The organism is Streptomyces desertarenae, from assembly GCF_042681365.1.
Classification (GTDB): domain Bacteria; phylum Actinomycetota; class Actinomycetes; order Streptomycetales; family Streptomycetaceae; genus Streptomyces; species Streptomyces desertarenae.
Genome location: NZ_JBHUFU010000008.1, coordinates 280803 through 299127 on the forward strand (window position 1 = coordinate 280803; position 18325 = coordinate 299127).

Annotated in this window: 16 protein-coding genes and 2 riboswitches; of the genes, 3 read left to right on the forward strand and 13 right to left on the reverse strand. The window is 72.2% G+C overall.

Annotated elements, in window-relative coordinates; translation table 11 throughout:
* Nucleotides 1-6: 6 nt before the first annotated feature.
* On the reverse strand, nt 7-891 hold the full coding sequence (locus ACFSJS_RS15920; protein ID WP_380900773.1) for a CPBP family intramembrane glutamic endopeptidase: 885 nt from the start codon (nt 889-891) through the stop codon (nt 7-9).
* A 183-nt stretch (nt 892-1074) separates the two neighbouring features.
* On the reverse strand, nt 1075-2568 hold the full coding sequence (locus ACFSJS_RS15925; protein ID WP_380900775.1) for a glutamate-cysteine ligase family protein: 1494 nt from the start codon (nt 2566-2568) through the stop codon (nt 1075-1077).
* Between the two features lie 482 nt (nt 2569-3050).
* On the opposite strand from ACFSJS_RS15925, the gene ACFSJS_RS15930 reads away from it, so the two are divergent.
* Nucleotides 3051-3647 (forward strand): hypothetical protein, encoded by a 597-nt coding sequence (locus ACFSJS_RS15930; RefSeq protein ID WP_380900777.1) that lies wholly within the window; start codon nt 3051-3053, stop codon nt 3645-3647.
* Between the two features lie 312 nt (nt 3648-3959).
* Nucleotides 3960-4166: a DUF5999 family protein gene (locus ACFSJS_RS15935; protein WP_380900779.1), complete on the forward strand. Its 207-nt coding sequence runs from the start codon at nt 3960-3962 to the stop codon at nt 4164-4166.
* 141 nt (nt 4167-4307) lie between these two features.
* Here the strand turns inward: ACFSJS_RS15935 and gcvP are convergent, their stop codons facing one another.
* Nucleotides 4308-7214, reverse strand: coding sequence for an aminomethyl-transferring glycine dehydrogenase (gene gcvP / locus ACFSJS_RS15940; RefSeq protein WP_380900781.1), 2907 nt, complete (start codon nt 7212-7214; stop codon nt 4308-4310).
* 62 nt (nt 7215-7276) lie between these two features.
* Nucleotides 7277-7393: riboswitch (glycine riboswitch) on the reverse strand.
* A gap of 1 nt (nt 7394) precedes the next feature.
* A riboswitch (glycine riboswitch) is annotated at nt 7395-7490 on the reverse strand.
* A gap of 160 nt (nt 7491-7650) precedes the next feature.
* Here gcvP and ACFSJS_RS15945 point away from each other — a divergent pair.
* Complete coding sequence (locus tag ACFSJS_RS15945; protein WP_380900783.1) at nt 7651-8028, forward strand: PRC-barrel domain-containing protein; 378 nt, start codon at nt 7651-7653, stop codon at nt 8026-8028.
* Here ACFSJS_RS15945 and ACFSJS_RS15950 read toward each other — a convergent pair.
* The 10 genes from ACFSJS_RS15950 to ACFSJS_RS15995 form a co-directional block, all read right to left on the reverse strand.
* Entirely contained in the window at nt 7944-9440 is a 1497-nt protein-coding gene (locus tag ACFSJS_RS15950) for a DNA polymerase IV (RefSeq protein WP_380900785.1), read from the reverse strand. The two genes, ACFSJS_RS15945 and ACFSJS_RS15950, sit on opposite strands and share 85 nt — an antisense overlap.
* 86 nt (nt 9441-9526) lie before the next feature.
* Nucleotides 9527-10126, reverse strand: coding sequence for a MerR family transcriptional regulator (locus ACFSJS_RS15955; protein ID WP_380900787.1), 600 nt, complete (start codon nt 10124-10126; stop codon nt 9527-9529).
* Between the two features lie 184 nt (nt 10127-10310).
* On the reverse strand, nt 10311-10784 hold the full coding sequence (locus tag ACFSJS_RS15960; RefSeq protein WP_380900789.1) for a bifunctional nuclease family protein: 474 nt from the start codon (nt 10782-10784) through the stop codon (nt 10311-10313).
* A gap of 86 nt (nt 10785-10870) precedes the next feature.
* Nucleotides 10871-11638 carry a transcriptional regulator FtsR gene (gene ftsR / locus ACFSJS_RS15965; protein ID WP_380900791.1) on the reverse strand — a complete coding sequence of 256 codons (768 nt, stop codon included), beginning with the start codon at nt 11636-11638 and terminating at the stop codon, nt 10871-10873.
* A 23-nt stretch (nt 11639-11661) separates the two neighbouring features.
* Entirely contained in the window at nt 11662-12471 is an 810-nt protein-coding gene (locus ACFSJS_RS15970; protein WP_380900832.1) for an FHA domain-containing protein, read from the reverse strand.
* A 125-nt stretch (nt 12472-12596) separates the two neighbouring features.
* Nucleotides 12597-13490 carry a DUF881 domain-containing protein gene (locus ACFSJS_RS15975; RefSeq protein ID WP_380900793.1) on the reverse strand — a complete coding sequence of 298 codons (894 nt, stop codon included), beginning with the start codon at nt 13488-13490 and terminating at the stop codon, nt 12597-12599.
* Nucleotides 13491-13497: 7 nt separating this feature from the next.
* Nucleotides 13498-13830 carry a small basic family protein gene (locus ACFSJS_RS15980; RefSeq protein WP_027750352.1) on the reverse strand — a complete coding sequence of 111 codons (333 nt, stop codon included), beginning with the start codon at nt 13828-13830 and terminating at the stop codon, nt 13498-13500.
* Nucleotides 13827-14726, reverse strand: a complete 900-nt coding sequence (locus tag ACFSJS_RS15985; RefSeq protein ID WP_380900796.1) for a DUF881 domain-containing protein — start codon at nt 14724-14726, stop codon at nt 13827-13829. Before ACFSJS_RS15985 ends, ACFSJS_RS15980 begins: the two co-directional genes overlap by 4 nt.
* A 139-nt stretch (nt 14727-14865) precedes the next feature.
* Nucleotides 14866-17361, reverse strand: a complete 2496-nt coding sequence (locus tag ACFSJS_RS15990) for a sugar phosphate nucleotidyltransferase (protein WP_380900798.1) — start codon at nt 17359-17361, stop codon at nt 14866-14868.
* A gap of 116 nt (nt 17362-17477) precedes the next feature.
* A complete protein-coding gene (locus ACFSJS_RS15995) occupies nt 17478-18086 on the reverse strand; it encodes a CDP-alcohol phosphatidyltransferase family protein (protein WP_380900800.1) in 609 nt (202 codons plus the stop codon).
* Between the last annotated feature and the right edge of the window lie 239 nt (nt 18087-18325).

An 18325-nucleotide genomic window follows, 5' to 3' on the forward strand; every position in this document is an offset into this window, starting at 1 on the left:
GGGGCATCAGGCCGTGGGCAGCCAGCCCACCCGTCCCGCCAGCAGCGCGTACCCGACGAACGCCACGATGTCGATCAGCGCGTGCGCCGCGACCAGCGGGCCGACCCGCCCCCACCGCCGGTACAGCCACACGAAGACCACGCCCATCACCACGTTGCCGACGAATCCGCCGATCCCCTGGTAGAGGTGGTACGAGCCGCGCAGCAGCGAACTGCCCGCCAGCGCGGCGGCCGGGGACCACCCGAGCCGGTCCAGCCTGCGCAGCAGGTAGCCGACGACGATGACCTCCTCGACCACGGAGTTCTGGACCGCCGAGGCGATCAGGACCGGAATCTTCCACCACACGTCCGGCAGCGACTCCGGCACCACGGTGAGATTGAAGCCGCCCGCCTGCGCGGCCAGGTAGAACAGCAGCCCGCTGCCGCCGATGCCCGCCGCCACCAGCGCACCTCGGGCCAGGTCGGAGCCGGGGTGGCGCAGGTCGAAGCCGATCTTCCGCAGCCCCGGCCCGTCCCCGTCCCCGATCCCGTCCCGCGGCTCGCGGGTGAGGAGGTGGGCGACGAGCAGCACCGGCACCAGGGCGGTGGCGATGCCGAACAGCTGCCAGGCCAGGTCCAGCCAGGGCCGGTCGGGAGCGTGGGAGCCGTTGAGCCGGGCGGCCTGGTCCCTCAGTCCGCCCGGTCTGGTCAGCGCCCCGACGAAGCTGATGAGCGCCGACAGGCCGCTCGCGCCCAGCGACAGCGCCAGGACGATCAGCGTCTCGCGGCCCAGGAGCCGGCGCTCCGGTGCGGTGACGGCTCGGCCGGCCGCCCCCTCCGGACCGGCGGCCCCTGAGGGGCGCGCGCGGTCCGCCCCGCCGCGCTCCCGGTCGCGTCCGTCCTCGTCACGCATCCGCGCCCGCACTCCGCCTCCCGTTCGGCCTCACCGCTCCACCGGCCCGCACCCGTCGTCCCGGGGCCACGGGGACAGCTTGCCCCACCGGCTCCGGGAGGGGGCGGCGGGGGCGGCGCCGGACGGGCGCGGTCCCGCGGGGAGGCGGCTCACGGACGGGCGGCCCGCGGGCGGCCCGCGCGGCTACGCGCCGACCGGCCAGCCGTGCACCGGCTCCCCGGTGCGGGCCAGCTCGCAGTAGCGGCGGACCGTCGCCGCCAGCGCCTTCTCCCGGTCCAGCCCCTCGTCCAGGGCCCGGTGGTAGGTGGCGGCCTGCCAGGAGGCGCCGTTGACGCGGCGGCGGCAGCGCTCCTCGATGACCGACAGGTAGCGGTCCCGGTCCCCGGGCTCGATGCCCCAGGCGTCCAGGCCCTCGGCGGCCAGCGGCAGCAGTTCGTCCAGCACCAGCCGGTCCACGGGCACGGCCGAGAGGGAGCCCCCGCGTCCGCGCGGCCACCACAGACGGGCGTCCAGGCCGTGGCGGCAGGCGGTGTCGAAGTTCTCGCCGGCGACCGGGAACGGCATGCGGTTCCACACCGGCCGCGACTCGTCCGCCAGCGAACGCACCAGGCCGTAGTACAGAGCGGTGTTGGCCAGGACGTCGGTGACGGTGGGGCCGGCGGGCAGCACCCGGTTCTCCACCCGCAGGTGCGGCACCCCGTCCGCCACGCCGTACACCGGGCGGTTCCACCGGTAGATGGTGCCGTTGAGCAGGTTCATCTCGCTCAGCGAGGGGATGCCGCCGGCGTCCAGCACCTCCAGCGGGTCCTCGTCGTCGCAGACGGGCAGCAGGGGCGGGAAGTACCGGCGGTTCTCCTCGAACAGCTCGTACGCCGAGGTGATCCACCGCTCCCCGAACCAGGTGCGCGGCCGCACCCCCTGGGCGATCAGCTCCGGCGGCCTGGTGTCGGTGGCCTGCGTGAAGAGGGGGGGCCGGGACTCGCGCCACAGCTCGCGGCCGAAGAGGAAGGGCGAGTTGGCGCCCACCGCGACCTGGACGGCCGAGACGGCCTGGGCGGCGTTCCACACGTCGGCGAACCGGCCGGGCGTCACCTGGAGGTGCAGTTGCACGGAGGTGCAGGCCGCCTCCGGGGCGATGGAGGACGAGGCGTACCTGAGGTGCTCCACGCCCTCGATGTCGAGGACGACCTCCTCGCCGCGGCTGCTCATGATCTGGTCGTTGAGCAGGGTGTAGCGGTCGGCGGCGGTCAGGTTCGCGGACACCAGGTCGTCCCCGGTGAGCGTCGGCAGGATACCGATCATCACGATGCGCGCATCGACCTCGCCCGCCTTGCGGTCGGCATACGCCAAACCGGTGCGCAGTTCCTCCGCGAGCTGGTCCAGAACCCGGCCGGACATCCGGTGCGGAAGGATGTTGACCTCCAGATTGAACTGGCCCAGTTCCGTTTGGAAATCCCGGCTCGCGATGCGTTCCAGAACCTCGGTGTTCATCATCCGGGGCATCCCCTCGGCGTCCGCGAGGTTCAACTCGATCTCCAGCCCCATGAGGTCGCGGGGGCGGTCGAAGCGTTGCTCGTCCAGCAGCCGCCGCAACCCCAGCAGACACCTGTGGAGCTTGTCCCGGTATCGCTGGCGGTCGGACAGGGCGAACCCGCCGGCCTCGACCTTCTCGCCCATCGATGCGTCCCTCCTCTAATGGACCGTGCCCGGATGATGCCCCGCGGATGCGGGAGATAACGCCCCATGCGACAGTGGGGACCGATATCCTGGAGTCAGGCTTTCACCGGGCACATTCCATAGGCATGCGGCGTCACTGTCGGCATAACGGCGCTCACTCGTGAGAAACACCGAAAAGATACGGCCGACCGCATGGTCAGTCATGTTCCAGGTCAGCGCCCTATTGCCCGGAAAACCGCAGGCGAAACGTCGTTGCGAAATGTCCTGATGACCTCTTGCCGGTAACATGCGGGACAGCTAGTCGAAACCCCGGCCGAACACTCGTCGTATAAACTCCACAAAGCGGCGGGAGAAGCGTCCCCGGTGGGCGCCGATCCGCCGCGTCCCTCACTCCGGCCCTCTTCGCGGCCTTTTCCGTACGCCGACAGCGCCGTCCGCGCCAGCCGAGCACCACCGTGTCTCCGAGCGAGAGGCGACCCACCATGCCCCTGCGTGTCCAACCGGCCCCGGCACCCGCACTGCGCAGCGTGCACGCGGCCCTCGGTTCCCCCACCGGCCTCCGCGGCACCTCCGCCCCTCCCGGCCCCCCGGCCCGGACGGGAACCGTGCAGCCGGCCCTGCCCCTGCCCCTCCACGTGCTGGACGGGATCACGGCCGCGGACGGCCCGCCCCGTACCCGGCTGACCGGCTGGCGCTTCCTGCTGCGGGACGCGCACGGCACGGTGGGGGCCGCCGAGGCCACGCTCACCGCGGACGGCTGGACGTTCTCGCACTTCTGCGGAGGGCCCTTCATCACCTCCACCGAGACCGCGCTGGCGCGGGCCGACGCGCTGCCGGCGGTGTACCAGCCGCGGCTGCTGTCGGTGCCCGAGCTGTACATGATGACGCTGTGGCTGCACGGCGACACGGAGGCCGACGCCTCGGCCGGCGTCCCCGCCCCGTCCGACCTGCTGGTGCCGCTGGCCCCGGCGCCGCCGGGGATCGCCGCCCACCGGACGCACCGCGTCGACGCCCTGCTGCCGCTGCTGACCCGGCGCCTGGTGCCGCCCGCCCCGCCACTGCTGGGCACTCCCGCCTGACACGGACGCGGTGGGTCCGGTGACGGATCCGCGGACACGGGGCGCCCCCGGCCGACCGGTCCGGGGGCGCTCCGCTGCCTTCCCCGGACGATGGGCCCCGCAGGAGGAAGCGGCGCCACCCGAAAGGATGATTCTCGGAGGCGCAACCGCCCTCGGACGGGGTGCGGCACCGGACCATGGGGACAGCTGCACCGAAATCCCTGCGGAAACCATCCGGCGGGGCACCACTGGGACGACCGAGAGACACGGGGGGCGGCCATGGACGGCATGCCGAGCCGCAGCGCCAGCACACCGCAGCGAAAGAACTCCACCATGTGTCAGCACCAACCGCCCTGTCCGTCGGCCGACTCCGCCGACCGGGAGGCCGCCCACCTCGTGGCGCACCACCCGGAGCAGGGCTGGAGCCTGCTGTGCAACGGCGTCCTCCTCTTCGAGGACACCGGTGAACTGCTGCCGGACGGGCAGGTCGTCGCACCGCGCCGGCCACCGGCGGCCGGGCGCGTCACGACCGCCGCCTGACCGGGCTGCCCCGCGCCCGGGGCAGCCCGGGTGCGCAGGAGGGCCCCGCCGTGCGGCGGGGCCCTCCTGCGCACCCGTTCCCGCCCCGCCGCCCGCCCGGGCACGGAGCCCGGCAGGCCGCACGGGGCGGCGGAGCGGTCCTCAGTCCTCGTACGCGGCCGGTGACGGGCAGGAGCAGACGAGGTTGCGGTCGCCGTAGGCGCCGTCGATGCGCCGCACCGGGGGCCAGTACTTGTCGGCGGCCGAGACCCCCTGGGGGAAGGCCGCCTCCTCGCGACCGTAGGGGTGCGTCCACTCGCCGGCGAGCTGCGCCGCCGTGTGCGGGGCGTTGCGCAGCGGGTTGTCCTCCGCGCTCCACTCGCCCGAGGCGACCTTCTCGATCTCGGCCCGGATCGCGATCATGGCGTCGCAGAAACGGTCGAGCTCCGTCAGGTCCTCGCTCTCGGTGGGCTCGATCATCAGCGTCCCGGCCACCGGGAACGACATCGTCGGGGCGTGGAAGCCGTAGTCGATCAGCCGCTTGGCCACGTCGTCGATGCTGACGCCGGTGGCCTTGGTCAGCGGACGGACGTCGATGATGCACTCGTGCGCCACCAGCCCGCCCGGGCCGGTGTAGAGCACCGGGTAGTGCGGCTCCAGTCGCTTGGCCACGTAGTTGGCGCCGAGCACCGCCACCTGGGTCGCACGGCGCAGCCCCTCGGCGCCCATCAGCCGCATGTACGCCCACGAGATCGGCAGGATGCCCGCCGAGCCCCACGGCGCCGCCGAGATCGGCCCCACGCCCGTCTCGGGACCGGCGGCGGGCTGGAGCGGGTGGTTGGGCAGGTACGGCGCGAGGTGCTCGCGCACCGCCACCGGGCCGACGCCCGGGCCGCCGCCGCCGTGCGGGATGCAGAAGGTCTTGTGCAGGTTCAGGTGGGAGACGTCCGCCCCGAACTTCCCCGGCCGGGCCAGGCCGACCAGCGCGTTGAGGTTGGCGCCGTCGACGTAGACCTGCCCGCCCGCCTCGTGCACGGCGGCGCAGATGTCGGTGATGTGCTCCTCGAACACGCCGTGGGTGGAGGGGTAGGTGACCATCAGCACCGCCAGCTCGTCGCGGTACTTGTCGATCTTGGCCTGCAGGTCCTCGACGTCCACGTCGCCGTTCTCGCCCGTCCCGACCACCACCACCTTCATCCCGGCCATCACGGCGCTGGCGGCGTTGGTGCCGTGCGCGGAGGACGGGATCAGGCAGACGGTGCGCTGCCCGTCGCCGTTCGCGCGGTGGTAGGCCCGCACGGCCAGCAGGCCCGCCAGCTCGCCCTGGGAGCCGGCGTTGGGCTGGAGGGAGACCCTGTCGTACCCGGTGGCCTCCGCCAGGCCCTCCTCCAGCTCGCGGATCAGCGTCAGGTAGCCCTCGGCCTGGTCGGCGGGGGCGAAGGGGTGCAGGCCGCCGAACTCGGGCCAGGTGATCGACTCCATCTCGGTGGTCGCGTTGAGCTTCATCGTGCACGAGCCCAGCGGGATCATGCCGCGGTCCAGCGCGTAGTCCCGGTCGGCGAGGCGGCGCAGGTAGCGCAGCATCGACGTCTCGGAGCGGTACCGGTGGAAGACGGGGTGGGTCAGGTAGTCGTCGGTGCGCAGCAGCCCGGCGGGCAGGACCTCCCCGGCGGCGGCGTCCAGCGCCTCGACGTCCGCGGCCGTGGCGGAGACGCCGAAGGCCCCCCACACCGCGGCGAGCCGGTCGCGTCCGGTGGTCTCGTCGCAGGCGATGCCGACGTGGTCGGCATCGGTCTGCCGCAGGTTGATCCCGGCCTCCCGGGCGGCGGCGACGATCTCGGCGGCCCGTCCGGGCACTCGCGCGGTGACGGTGTCGAAGAAGGTGTCGTGCACGACCTCGACCCCGCCGTCGCGCAGTCCCTGCGCCAGGACGGCGGCGTGGCGGTGGGTGCGGCGGGCGATGGCCGCGAGTCCGTCGGGGCCGTGGTACACGGCGTACATGGAGGCCATCACGGCGAGCAGCACCTGGGCGGTGCAGATGTTGCTGGTGGCCTTCTCGCGGCGGATGTGCTGCTCCCGCGTCTGGAGGGCCAGGCGGTAGGCCGTGGCGCCGTCGGCGTCCACCGAGACGCCGACCAGGCGGCCGGGCAGGTTCCGCGCGAACTTCTCGCGCACCGCCATGAAGCCGGCGTGCGGGCCTCCGAAGCCCATCGGAACGCCGAAGCGCTGGCTGGAGCCCACCGCGATGTCGGCGCCCAGCTCGCCGGGGGAGGCCAGCAGGGTGAGGGCCAGCAGGTCGGCGGCGACGGTGACGACCGCGCCCAGCTCGTGGGCCTGCTCGATCACCGGCCGCAGGTCCCGCACGGCGCCCGAGGCGCCCGGGTACTGGAGGAGGACTCCGAAGACGCCGCGCTCGGCGGCGTCGTCGGGGATGCCGCCCGACAGGTCGGCGACGACGACCTCGACCCCGGTGGGCTCGGCGCGGGTCTCGATGACGGCGATCGTCTGGGGCAGGCAGTCGGCGTCGACGAGGAAGACGCCGTCCTTGACCCTGCCGGCGCGCCGGGACAGGGCCATGGCCTCGGCCGCGGCGGTGCCCTCGTCCAGCAGCGAGGCGCCCGCGGTGGGCAGCCCGGTCAGGTCGGAGACCACGGTCTGGAAGTTCAGCAGCGCCTCCAGGCGTCCCTGGGAGATCTCCGGCTGGTAGGGGGTGTAGGCCGTGTACCAGGCCGGGTTCTCCAGGACGTTGCGCAGGATGACCGGCGGAGTGAAGGTGCCGTAGTACCCCAGGCCGATCATGGAGTGCAGGACCCGGTTGCGCCGGGCGAGGGAGCGCAGCTCGTCGAGGACCTCCGCCTCGCTGCGGGCGCCGGGCAGCCCCAGCGCCTCGGCGCTCCTGATCGTCTCGGGCACCGCGGCCGCGGTCAGCTCGTCGAGCGACCCGTAGCCGACCTGGGCGAGCATCTTGGCCTGCTCGCCGGCGTCGGGCCCGATGTGGCGCTCTTCGAAGGGCCTGCCTCCCTCCAGTTCGGCGAGGGAAGCGGTGCGGGAGGTGCGGTCTGCTGTCATCTGCGGGGGCCTCCTGGTCTGCGCGACCTGCGAGGGCACCACGGCGCGGGTGCCCGACGGCCTCCCCCTCTGTCATCTCGACCTGAGAGCTTCACCGGCCGCGCCCGCGGACCGGCTTTCACCGTCGGTGAGGAGGGGCTGCGGCTCTCGCCCGTGGCCCGCCCTGCTTTCCAGAGTGACCTCACCCGCGCGGTACGTGAGCCTGAGAGATTCCGGGGAGGATTTGCTCCTTCGGCGCCCCCGGCGGCTGCCGGAGGACTCTCCCGCTCGGGGTCAACAGCCACTTCAGAGACTACCAGCGCATCCCGGAGGCGGACTCGACCGCGCCTCCGCGCTCCTTTCCGAGTGGCAGATGCGCCGGATGTGCCCTTTGGTTGTTTGTGGCAACCGTTTCCGAGCAGGTGTTCTCCTGCGCGAGGAGTTTGGAGGGACCGCCGTGCAGACCGACATCGACCCCCGGAACCTGATAGGCCTCAGGGCGATCGACCGCGACGGCCGGAAGATAGGCACCGTGGACGAGGTGTACCTCGACGATGCCACCGGCGTCCCGGAGTGGGCGGCGGTGCGCACCGGCTTCTTCAGCCGCGACGCCTTCGTGCCGCTGGAGCCCAGCGAGGTGGTGGGAGGGGTCCTCCGGGTGCCCTACGGGCGCGCCCTGGTCAGGGAGGCGCCGGACTTCGGCGTGGGCCGGCACCTCTCCCCCGAGCAGGAGCTCCGGCTCTACCACCACTACGGGCTGGACGTGCCGGGCGCCGGCGCGCCCGTGCCCGACGAGGACATGTCCTTCGGGCGGGTCGCGGGCTCGGAGCGCTGACCCCCCGGGCCCTCCCGCCCTCCGTCCCCCGTTCCCTCCCATGGCGCAAGCGGCTCGGAGAGCTCCAGCTCCGGGTCGTCCACCGGGAAGGTGCGCACCCTGCCCGGCGGCGTGCCGGGCCCCTCGAAGCGCACCGTGACCCGACCCAGGCCACTGCCCTGCACCCAGCCCGGCCCGTACCGCGCGTGCCGTACGTCCCGCCCGGGCGGCAGCCGGCGCACCGCCGCCTCCCCGGTCACCGGGTCCGCCTCCGACGAGGGGGCCGGGCCCGGTGGCCGGACCGCGCCGGGGACGGCCGCCCCCTCCCCGGTCGGGGCGAGGGCGGCGGCCTGCGCGAACAGGTCCTCCTGGGTGAAGTCCGCCAGGCCGCTCACGCCCACGCCCAGCAGCCGCACCCCCGCGGTGGTGTCGACGCCCTCGATGAGCCGTGCGGCGGCCTCCCCGACCACCGCCGGGTCGTCCGTCGGACCGCGCAGCGTCTCGGAGCGGGTGAGGGTGGAGAAGTCGTAGCTGCGCACCTTGACCACCACCGTGCGCCCGGACCGCCCCGCCGCCCGCAGCCGCTCGACGCAGCGGTCGGCCAGCCGTGCGACCTCCGCGTGGATCCGCGTGCGGTCGGTGAGGTCGGTGTCGAAGGTGTCCTCGACGGAGACCGACTTCGCGTCGCGTTCGGCGACCACCGGGCGCTCGTCGACGCCCCGGGCCATCAGGTGCAGGGCCGTGCCGTGCGCGCGGCCCAGCAGGCGCACCAGCTCCGCCTCCCCCGCTTCGGCGACCTCCCCCACCGTGGCGATCCCGGCCCGGCGCAGCGTCTGGCCGGTGGCGGGGCCCACGCCGGGCAGGACGCGCACGGGCATCGGCGCCAGCAGGGCGCGCTCGGTGCCGGGCGGGATGACCACCAGCCCGTCGGGTTTGGCCCGCTCGGAGGCGACCTTGGCGAGCATCTTCGATCCGGCCAGCCCCACCGAACCGCACAGCCCGGTGGCGGCCCGGATCTCCCGGCGCAGCCGCTCGCCGATCGCGCGGGCCCGCTGCTCCGACCACTCGCCGCCCGCCCCGGGGCCGGCGCGCCCGGCCTCCAGATCCACGAAGGCCTCGTCCAGGCTGAGCGGCTCCACCAGGGGCGACAGATCGCGCAGCAGCCCCATCACGACCTCGCTCACCCGGCGGTAGAGGCCGAAACGGGGGGCGAGGTAGGCGGCGTTCGGGCAGAGCCGGCGCGCCTGAGCCGTGGGCATCGCCGAGTGGACACCGAACACCCGGGCCTCGTAGGAGGCGGTGGCGACCACCCCGCGCGGGCCCAGACCGCCGACGACGACCGGCTTCCCGCGCAGGCTGGGCTTGGTCGCCTGCTCCACGGCGGCGAAGAACGCGTCCATGTCCAGGTGCAGGACCGTCGGTGCCCTTCTCACCCCTGTGATGCTGCCCCATGGCACTGACAACCGCGACGCCCCCGCCCCACCGGCGGCCGGCACGGGCCCGGACCGGCCGCGCGGTCTCAGCCGGCCCGGTTGCGCCGCCGCGCCAGTTCGTCGGCGGGGTTGCTCCCCACCAGGGTCTCCCCGGTGTCGATCCGCTCGGCGTGGAGCTGGGACAGGGCCGCCTCGACGTCCCGGTGCACCACGCCGACGGCGATCCCGAAGACGCCCTGGCCGCCCTGGAGCAGATCGACGACCTCGTCGGGCGAGGTGCACTCGTAGACCGTCGCCCCGTCGCTCATCAGCGTCATCTGCGCGAGGTCGTCGAGTTCCCGCGAGCGCAGGTGCCCCACGGCCGTGCGGATGTTCTGCAGGGAGACCCCGGCGTCCAGAAGCCGCTTGACGATCTTGAGGACGACGACGTCGCGGAAGCTGTAGAGCCGCTGGGTGCCCGAGCCGTACGCCGGACGGATGCTGGGCTCGACCAGTCCCGTGCGGGCCCAGTAGTCCAGTTGCCGATAGGTGATTCCCGCGGCCGCGCACGCCGTGGGGCCGCGGTATCCGAGCCGCTCGGAGGCAGCGCCCCGGACCGTGGCGGCGGGCTGGGCGGTGGGCCGTATGGAGGACCCGTGCAACGGATACGGATCGCCCGCCGCCCTGCTGTCGCCGGTGCTTCTCACGCCGACCCTCCGTCCTTCGCGTCCCGCGGATACGCCCGGGACCTGCCCAATCGACGGTAGGCAGTCACTCGGGGTGCGTCAACGATCGCCACACTCGGCACGCCGAGTGATAATCACCCAAAGAGTGGTTTCGCGTGTCCCACTCCGGGGAATGGGTGCCCGAATGGCCCGGCAGCGGAAGCACTCACTGGTTGCTGGTCCCGAAGTCCTCCGGTGAGATCTGGTCGAGGAACTCGCGGAACTTCTCCACCTCGTCCTCCTGCTCGTCCGGGATCGCGATCCCCGCGTCGTCCAACACGCCGTCACTGCCGTAGATGGGCGTTCCGGTGCGCAGGGCCAGCGCTATGGCGTCGGACGGCCGCGCGCTGACCTCCACACCGCTGGCGAAGACCAGCTCGGCGTAGAACACACCCTCTCTCAGATCCGTGATCCGTACGGCGGTGAGCTCCTGGCCGACCGCGTCCAGGACGTCCTTGAACAGGTCATGGGTCAGCGGGCGGGCAGGCGTCATGCCCTGCTGGGCGAAGGCGATCGCGGTCGCCTCCCCCGGACCGATCCAGATGGGAAGGTAACGGTCGCCCCCCACCTCTCGCAGGAGAACGATCGGCTGGTTGGAGGGCATTTCGACCCGGACACCCACAACGTCGAGCTCGTTCACACAGCAACCCTAGGACGTGCCCGCCCCCTTTGGGTAGTCGAACGCCCTCCGACCCGGTGGAGTCCTGCCCGGATTCCGGCCGGACGTCAGCGGAGCCGGGCCCTCAAGGCCGACTGCACCAGCGTCGCGTGGAGCCGTACGGCCAGCGTCGCCAGCTCCCTGGCGGTGGCCTCGGCATGCGCCCTGGTCTGCGGATTCCGGTGCCGCCGCAACGGGGCGACGACCTGCTCGACCAGCCCTGCCTCGCGCTCGGCCGACGCCTTCACCACCCGCAGGTGGCGGGGCTCCAGACCGTACCGGCCCAGATCGGCGACGATCCGGGCGACGGTGACCGCGTCGGCGTCGTAGCCGCCGTCCTCGTCCGGGCCGACGAGGCCGTACGCCTCCCACTCCTGGAGCTGCTCCTCGTCCGCCTCGGCGGCGGCCAGCAGCTCGTCCCGCCCCACCCGCGCGGTGCGGGGGAGGCCGGCTCCGCCGGCCCCGGAGGGCTCCCCGCCGTCCGCGTCGAACGGGTCGAGGGCGTCGGAGGGCCGCGCGGGACCGGGCAGCCTGATCTCCTCGCCCCGGTCGAGCGCGTCGAGCTGCTCCCGGATGACCTTCAGGGGCAGGTAGTGGTCGCGTTGGAGGCGCAGGATCCGGCTGAGCCGCTCCACGTCCTTCGGCCTGAACTTCCGGTATCCCGACGGGGTCCGCTGCGGTTCCACGAGGCCCTCGGACTCCAGGAACCGGATCTTGGAGATCGTCACCTCGGGGAACTCGTCCCGCAGCAGGTTGAGCACCGTACCGATGCTCATCGGACCGGATTCGGCGGCGGTGGTGCCCCTGCGGGCACCACCGGACCGGGATTGCAGCATGCGACGCCCCCGGGGCGGTCAGTTCATACGGTTCGCTGGCTCGCGAAGAACACCAGCCGGTACTTGCCGATCTGCACCTCGTCACCGTTGTTGAGCGCGACCGAGTCGATCCGCTCGCGGTTGACGTACGTGCCGTTGAGGCTGCCGACGTCGGAGACGGTGAACCGTCCGTCCGGGCCCCGGTGGAACTCCACGTGGCGCCGGGAGACGGTCACGTCGTCGAGGAAGATGTCGCTCTGGGGGTGGCGCCCGGCCGTCGTCAGCTCGCTGTCCAGCAGGAAGCGGCTTCCGGAGTTCGGCCCCCTGCGCACCACCAGCAGCGCCGAGCCCATCGGCAGCGCGTCCACGGCCGCCTGGGCCTCCGGGGACAGCGCCGGAATCGCCGTCTGCCCCGTCATCTCCGCGTCGTAGGCCTCCAGGCCGGAGATCGAGATGGTGGAGGTCGTCTCGGAGGAGCGCTCCGGGGCGGGGGCTCCGCCGCGCAGCGGCGCGCCGCAGTTGGAGCAGAACCGGCTCGCCTCAGCAGCGCGGTTCCCGCACCTCGCACAGACCGGCAAGTCAGTTCCTCCACCCGTACCCGAGGCCGATGGTGCCTCGGAACCTATGCGGCCGGGCGCCCCCTGGTCAACAGAGACAGGGCCGTGGCCACCCGAATTGCCGCCGGAAGAGACCTCGTCACGGAAGAGCGGACGCCCCGCGTCCTCGGCGGCACCACCGCCGCGCGGCGCACGATGCTTGGCACCGTCGCCGGCGTCCTGACGCTTGCCGAACAACTTCCCAAAAAAACTCACGGGCGATTCCCCTCGCACGAAACAGACCCGCCCGTGGGGCAGGACAGACCCTCGATGCTCACAGTGGCCGGACCGGACGTTCTCACAACGTCCCTGGCCTCCGGACAGTTTCCCTCATCCACCGGTCGGCAAGCCCGCCGACCCCCCGGTTTCTTCCTCATACCGACTCACTGCGACGGCGACTGAGCGTAGTCAGGTCGCTCCGCGGATCGCAAGGCATCCACAACGATCTTCTCTGATCGGGTTATCGTCACGGTGGCCTGCTCTTTCTCCATGCTCTGGACGACGCCGCCCGGGATGTTGAGCGCCGGTTCGAGGTCCTGGGGCTTGCCGATGACCTCGAACCGGTACGGCGGGGCCACCTTCCGGCCGTCGACCCTGACGCCGCCGTCGCTGTCGGTGAAGTACGTGTTCGTCACCACCCGCACGCCGTTGACCTCGATCGCCTCGGCACCCGCGGCACGCAGCTCCTGGATGGCGTCCAGGAGCATGTGGGCCTCCACCGTGCCCGCGGTGTCGTCCACCACCATGCGGATCCCCGGGCCCTCCGCGGCGACCGTCCCCGCCAGCACACCGAGCTGGCGCGCTCGTTCCCTGGTCTGGCGGCGGGCCTCCTCGGCCTGGTCGGAGCTGTTCTCCAGCTCGGACTTCAGGTCCTCCAGCCGCCGCTTCTCGTCGTCCAGGCGCTCGGTGCGGCTGTCGAGCTCGTCGAGGATCCGCACGAGGTCCTCCTGCCGCGCGCCGCGCAGCGGATCGCTCTCGCTGGTGGAGCGGACCTGGATGGCGAGCCCCAGCCCGAGGACGAACAGCAGCAGCGCCACGGTCAGTTGGTTGCGGTTCATCCGCGGCGGCCACAGCCCCCGCACCAGCCGCTCCCGCCCGGTCGGCGGCGACGGCCGTCCGGCCTCCGGAGCGGCGCCCCCGCCGTTCCGGGCCGTCCCGCCGGCGCCGGCCGGGCCGGTCTCCGGAGCGGTTTCCCCGGAGCCCTCCGCCGCGGCCCCCGCGGTCTCGTTCCGATGCTCCTCCGGGCCCTCGCCCGGCACCGTCCTGTCCTCGTTCATCGCCCGATCACGCCCGGAACACGTGCCGCCGGATGGCGGCGGCATTGGAGAAGATGCGGATGCCCAGCACCACCACGACGCCCGTCGACAGCTGCGCGCCGACGCCCAGCTTGTCGCCGAGGAAGACGATCAGGGCCGCCACCACGACGTTGGACAGGAACGACACCACGAACACCTTGTCGTCGAAGATGCCGTCCAGCATCGCGCGCAGTCCGCCGAACACCGCGTCCAGCGCGGCCACGACGGCGATCGGCAGATAGGGCTCGACGACCGTCGGCACCACGGGACGGACCACGAGCCCGGCCACGACTCCCACGATGAGGCCCAAAACGGCGATCACGATGTGCTGCCCTCTCCTGTCTTCACGGGCTCGGCTGTGCGGACGGTCAGGCTGGGCGCGGCGGGCAGCTGCACCCGGTCCTCCACCGAGATGCTGGTGCGGATGTCGTAGTTCTCCCGCAGCACCTCCAGGTACCGGCCGTCGCCGCTGCTCCGGAACCGGGAGCTCAGCCGCTCCCCGTCCCCGACGGCCAGCAGGGTGTACGGCGGCACCAGCGGCTTGTTGTCGACGAGTATGGCGTCCCCCGCCGCACGGATCGCGGACAGGGCCGTCAACCGCTGGCCGTTGACCGAGATCGCCTCGGCCCCCGACTCCCACAGCCCGTTGACCACACGCTGCAGATCCCGGTCCCTGACCCGGCCGGTGTCGGCGAAACCGGTGCTCCGGCGCGGACCGCTCCCCTCCCCCGGGCCGGAGTCCTCGGCGTCGTCGACGACCAGCTCGATCCCCGGGCCCTCGACCGGCACCGCGCCGGCCAGCAGGGCGACCACCTCGCCGCTGTCGCCGCCGTGCTCCTGGAGCGCCTCGCGCTGCATGGTCCCGACCTCCTCGCGGAGCCCGTCCACACTCCTTTGCAGGTCGTCGGCGTCCCGGCTGCCGTCCTGGATCCGGTCGACCAGCTCCTGCCGCTCCCGGGCCTCCGTGGGCGCCTCGAAGCGAGCCTGGGCCGCCCCCAGCGTCACCACCAGTGCCACGAGGACCAGTCCGGCCGCCAGGACGAGCTTCGCCCGCAGCGTGCGGGGCATCCCGGAGCGGCCCTCGGCGCCCCGGCGGGCCGCCGCTTCCGCATAGCCGTCGTCGAGGCTGTGCTCCATCACGTTGGTCAGCAGCGACATGGAGGCATCGAGCCGCGGCGGCCGGGAGGGGCTGCTCCGTTCGGGGTGCTGCTGCGACATGCCGCACATCGTCGCACGCCAGGGGCCGTTGTGCCGAACGGGGCCTCGGGGAGGCTCGGGCTGCGGCGTCTCGCCGCGGCCCGGAGCCGTCCCGAAGGCCCCGCTTGACCCGCCGGGTCCGGAACGCGTCCGCCGGACGTCAGCGTCCGGCGCTGTCCACCACCGCCGACCACTCGTCCAGCAGCGCCTGGGCGGAGGCGTCGTCGGGACCCTCGGCCCACAGGTGGGTCACGGCTTCGGCCGGGTCCGGCAGGACCATCACCCACCGGCCGTCGGACTCCACGACGCGCACGCCGTCGGTGGTGTCGATGAAGCGCTCCCCCGCGGCCTCGACGACCCGCCGCATGACCAGTCCCTTGACCGCCCAGGGGGTGGCCAGGTCCCGGCGCAGCACGTGGGCCTGCGGGATGCGGGCGTCGATCTGGCTCAGGGTCAGCTGAGTGCGGGCCACGAGTCCGAGCAGGCGCACGAAGGCGGCCGTACCGTCGAAGACGCTGCTGAACTCCGGCACGATGAAGCCGCCCTTGCCGTCACCGCCGAAGACGGTGGCCTCGTCGCGGCCGACCCGGGTGAGGTCGTCGGGCGAGGTGGTCGTCCACTCCACCTGGGTGCCGTGGTACGCGGCCACCTGCTCGGCGATGCGGGTCGTCGTCACGGGCAGGGCGACCTTGCCGCTGCGCCGCTCGGCGGCGATCAGGTCGAGCATCACCAGCAGCGCCCGCTGGTCCTCGATGATCGTGCCCCGCTCGTCGACCAGCGAGATCCTCTCGCCCACCGGGTCGAACCTGACACCGAAGGCGGCCCGCGCCGAGGCGACGATCTCGCCCAGCCGCACCAGCCCGGCGCGGCGGGTCTCCGCGGTCTCGGTGGGGCGCGACTCGTCGAGGCCGGGGTTGATCGTCAGCGAGTCCACACCGAGTCGGCCCAGCAGGCTGGGCAGGACGAGGCCGGCGCTGCCGTTGGAGGCGTCCACGACGACCTTCAGCCCGGACTCCGCGACGCCGGTGGTGTCCACCGCCCGCAGCAGCGTCCCCGTGTAGGAGTCGAAGACGCTCGCCGGGAAGCTCAGGTCGCCGATCTCCCCGGGGAACGCCCTGCGGTACTCCTGCCGGGCGTAGACGCGGTCGAGCTTGCGCTGGCCCGCCTGGGAGAGGTCGGCACCGCGCTCGTCGAAGAACATGATGTCGACGGAGTCGGGGACGCCCGGGGTGGTGCGGATCATCAGACCGCCGGCGCTGCCCCGCGCGGTCTGCTGGCGGGCCACGGGGAGCGGCACGTTCTCCAGGTCCCGCACGTCGATGGCGCTCGCCTGGAGCGCGGAGATCACCGCGCGCTTGAGGGCACGCGCACCACGGGAGTGGTCGCGGGCCGTGGTGACGGTCGCCCCCTTCTTCAGGGTCGTCGCGTACGCGCCCGCCAGCCGCACCGCCAGCTCCGGCGTGATCTCGACGTTGAGGATGCCGGAGACGCCGCGGGCGCCGAAGAGGTGCGCCTGCCCCCGCGACTCCCAGATGACCGAGGTGTTGACGAACGCGCCCGCCTCGACCGTCTTGAAGGGGTAGACGCGGACGTTGCCCTGGACGATCGACTCCTCACCGACCAGGCACTCGTCGCCGATGACCGCCCCGTCCTCGATCCGGGCGGCGCGCATCACGTCGGTGTTCTTGCCGACGACGCAGCCGCGGAGGTTGGTCTGGGGGCCGATGTAGACGTTGTCGTGGACGACGGCCTTGTGCAGGAAGGCGCCGCTCTTGACCACCACGTTGGAGCCGATGACCGTGTGCTCGCGGATCTCCGCGCCGGCCTCGACCTTGGCGTAGTCGCCGATGTACAGCGGACCGCGCAGCGTGGCGTCCGGGTGGACCTCCGCGCCCTCGGCGATCCAGACGCCCGGGGAGATCTCGAAGCCGTCGACGTCGACGTTCACCTTGCCCTCGAGGACGTCGGCCTGGGCCTTCACGTAGCTCTCGTGCGTGCCGACGTCCTCCCAGTAGCCCTCGGCCACATAGCCGTAGATCGGCTTGCCTTCCTTCATCAACTGCGGGAAGACGTCGCCCGACCAGTCCACGGGGACATCGGGGTCCACGTAGTCGAAGACCTCGGGCTCCATGACGTAGATACCGGTGTTGACGGTGTCGGAGAACACCTGGCCCCAGGTCGGCTTCTCCAGGAACCGCTCGACCTTCCCTTCGCCGTCGACGATGGTGATGCCGAACTCCAGGGGGTTCGGCACTCTCGTGAGGCAGACGGTCACCATCGCACCGCGCTCGCGGTGGAAAGCGATGAGCTCGGTCAGGTCGAAGTCCGTGAGAGCGTCACCGGAGATGACCAGGAAAGAGTCGTCCTTGAGGGCTTCCTCGGCGTTCTTGACGCTGCCGGCAGTACCGAGCGGCTTTTCCTCGTGGGCGTAGGTGAGCTCCATCCCGAGCTCCTCGCCGTCCCCGAAGTAGTTCTTGACCAGAGAGGCCAGGAACTGGACGGTCACCACGGTCTCGGTGAGACCGTGCCGCTTGAGCAGCCTGAGCACGTGCTCCATGATGGGCTTGTTCGCCACCGGCAGCAGCGGCTTGGGCATGCTCGCGGTCATCGGGCGAAGGCGGGTGCCTTCACCACCGGCCATTACGACGGCCTTCATGTCGGAAGCGTCCTCCTTGAAGAGACGACATACACGCCGACTGTGCCCGACCGAGGAAGCCCGCGAATCTCGGAAAGGGCTGCCCCGGGTCTCGCAGCCCCCGACGAGAGACAGGGCTAGTCGGCTGCGGCGTCCGCCTTGACAAGTCGGCGGACCTGAACCACGTAGAGGATTCCTGCCCACCAGTAGAGGGTTGTACCCCAGCCTGCGAACGCCCATCCGAAAATCGCAGCGAGTGACGAAACCCATCCGCTTCCGTCACTGAGAAGCAGCAACGGGAAGGCGTACATCAGACTGAAGGTGGCGGCTTTCCCCAGGAAGTTGACCTGCGGCGGTGCATATCCGTGTCGGTCCAGCACCCAGACCGCGACCAGCAGCATGAGTTCGCGTGCCAGCAGCAGACCGGTGAGCCAGAGCGGAAGGATGTCCCGCCAGGTGAGGCCCACGAGCGTGGAAAGGATGTACAGCCTGTCCGCGGCCGGATCGAGGATCCGGCCGAGGCTGCTGATCTGGTTCCACCGCCGGGCGAGTTTGCCGTCCAGGTAATCACTGACCCCGCTGAAGGCCAGGACGAGCAGGGCCCAACCGTCCGCATTCGGCCCGCCGAACTCCGGCCAGAGGATCAACCACAGGAAGACCGGCACGCCGAGGAGCCGCGCCATGCTGAGGATGTTGGGGATGGTGAGGACACGGTCCGTCTGGACTCGTGTCTCCTGGACCTCCACCCGGGACCTCCCGTGAGTCCGTACCAACGATGCCTCCCGACCTTACCCGCAGTCCGCGGAGGGGGTCGAAGGGGGGGTCCGGCGAGCACCGCGGCGCACACCGGAGGGGGCCGGACGCCCGCGCCCCGGGCGCTTGGCCGACAGGAGGCCTTGGAAATGCCTGCGGACATGGCAGAAGCCCTGTTCCCGGTATCACTACCCGGAACAGGGCTCCCACTCAACAAATCGTTCGGCGGCGT

What these genes read in the sequence shown, in the direction of transcription:
- gcvP (WP_380900781.1), bottom strand. Translation starts at nt 7,214, where the DNA reads ATGACAGCAGACCGCACCTCCCGCACCGCTTCCCTCGCCGAACTGGAG.
- ACFSJS_RS15925 (WP_380900775.1), bottom strand. Translation starts at nt 2,568, where the DNA reads ATGGGCGAGAAGGTCGAGGCCGGCGGGTTCGCCCTGTCCGACCGCCAG.
- ACFSJS_RS15930 (WP_380900777.1), top strand. Translation starts at nt 3,051, where the DNA reads ATGCCCCTGCGTGTCCAACCGGCCCCGGCACCCGCACTGCGCAGCGTG.
- ftsR (WP_380900791.1), bottom strand. Translation starts at nt 11,638, where the DNA reads ATGCTGCAATCCCGGTCCGGTGGTGCCCGCAGGGGCACCACCGCCGCC.
- ACFSJS_RS15975 (WP_380900793.1), bottom strand. Translation starts at nt 13,490, where the DNA reads ATGAACGAGGACAGGACGGTGCCGGGCGAGGGCCCGGAGGAGCATCGG.
- ACFSJS_RS15935 (WP_380900779.1), top strand. Translation starts at nt 3,960, where the DNA reads ATGTGTCAGCACCAACCGCCCTGTCCGTCGGCCGACTCCGCCGACCGG.
- ACFSJS_RS15990 (WP_380900798.1), bottom strand. Translation starts at nt 17,361, where the DNA reads ATGAAGGCCGTCGTAATGGCCGGTGGTGAAGGCACCCGCCTTCGCCCG.
- ACFSJS_RS15985 (WP_380900796.1), bottom strand. Translation starts at nt 14,726, where the DNA reads ATGTCGCAGCAGCACCCCGAACGGAGCAGCCCCTCCCGGCCGCCGCGG.
- ACFSJS_RS15920 (WP_380900773.1), bottom strand. Translation starts at nt 891, where the DNA reads ATGCGTGACGAGGACGGACGCGACCGGGAGCGCGGCGGGGCGGACCGC.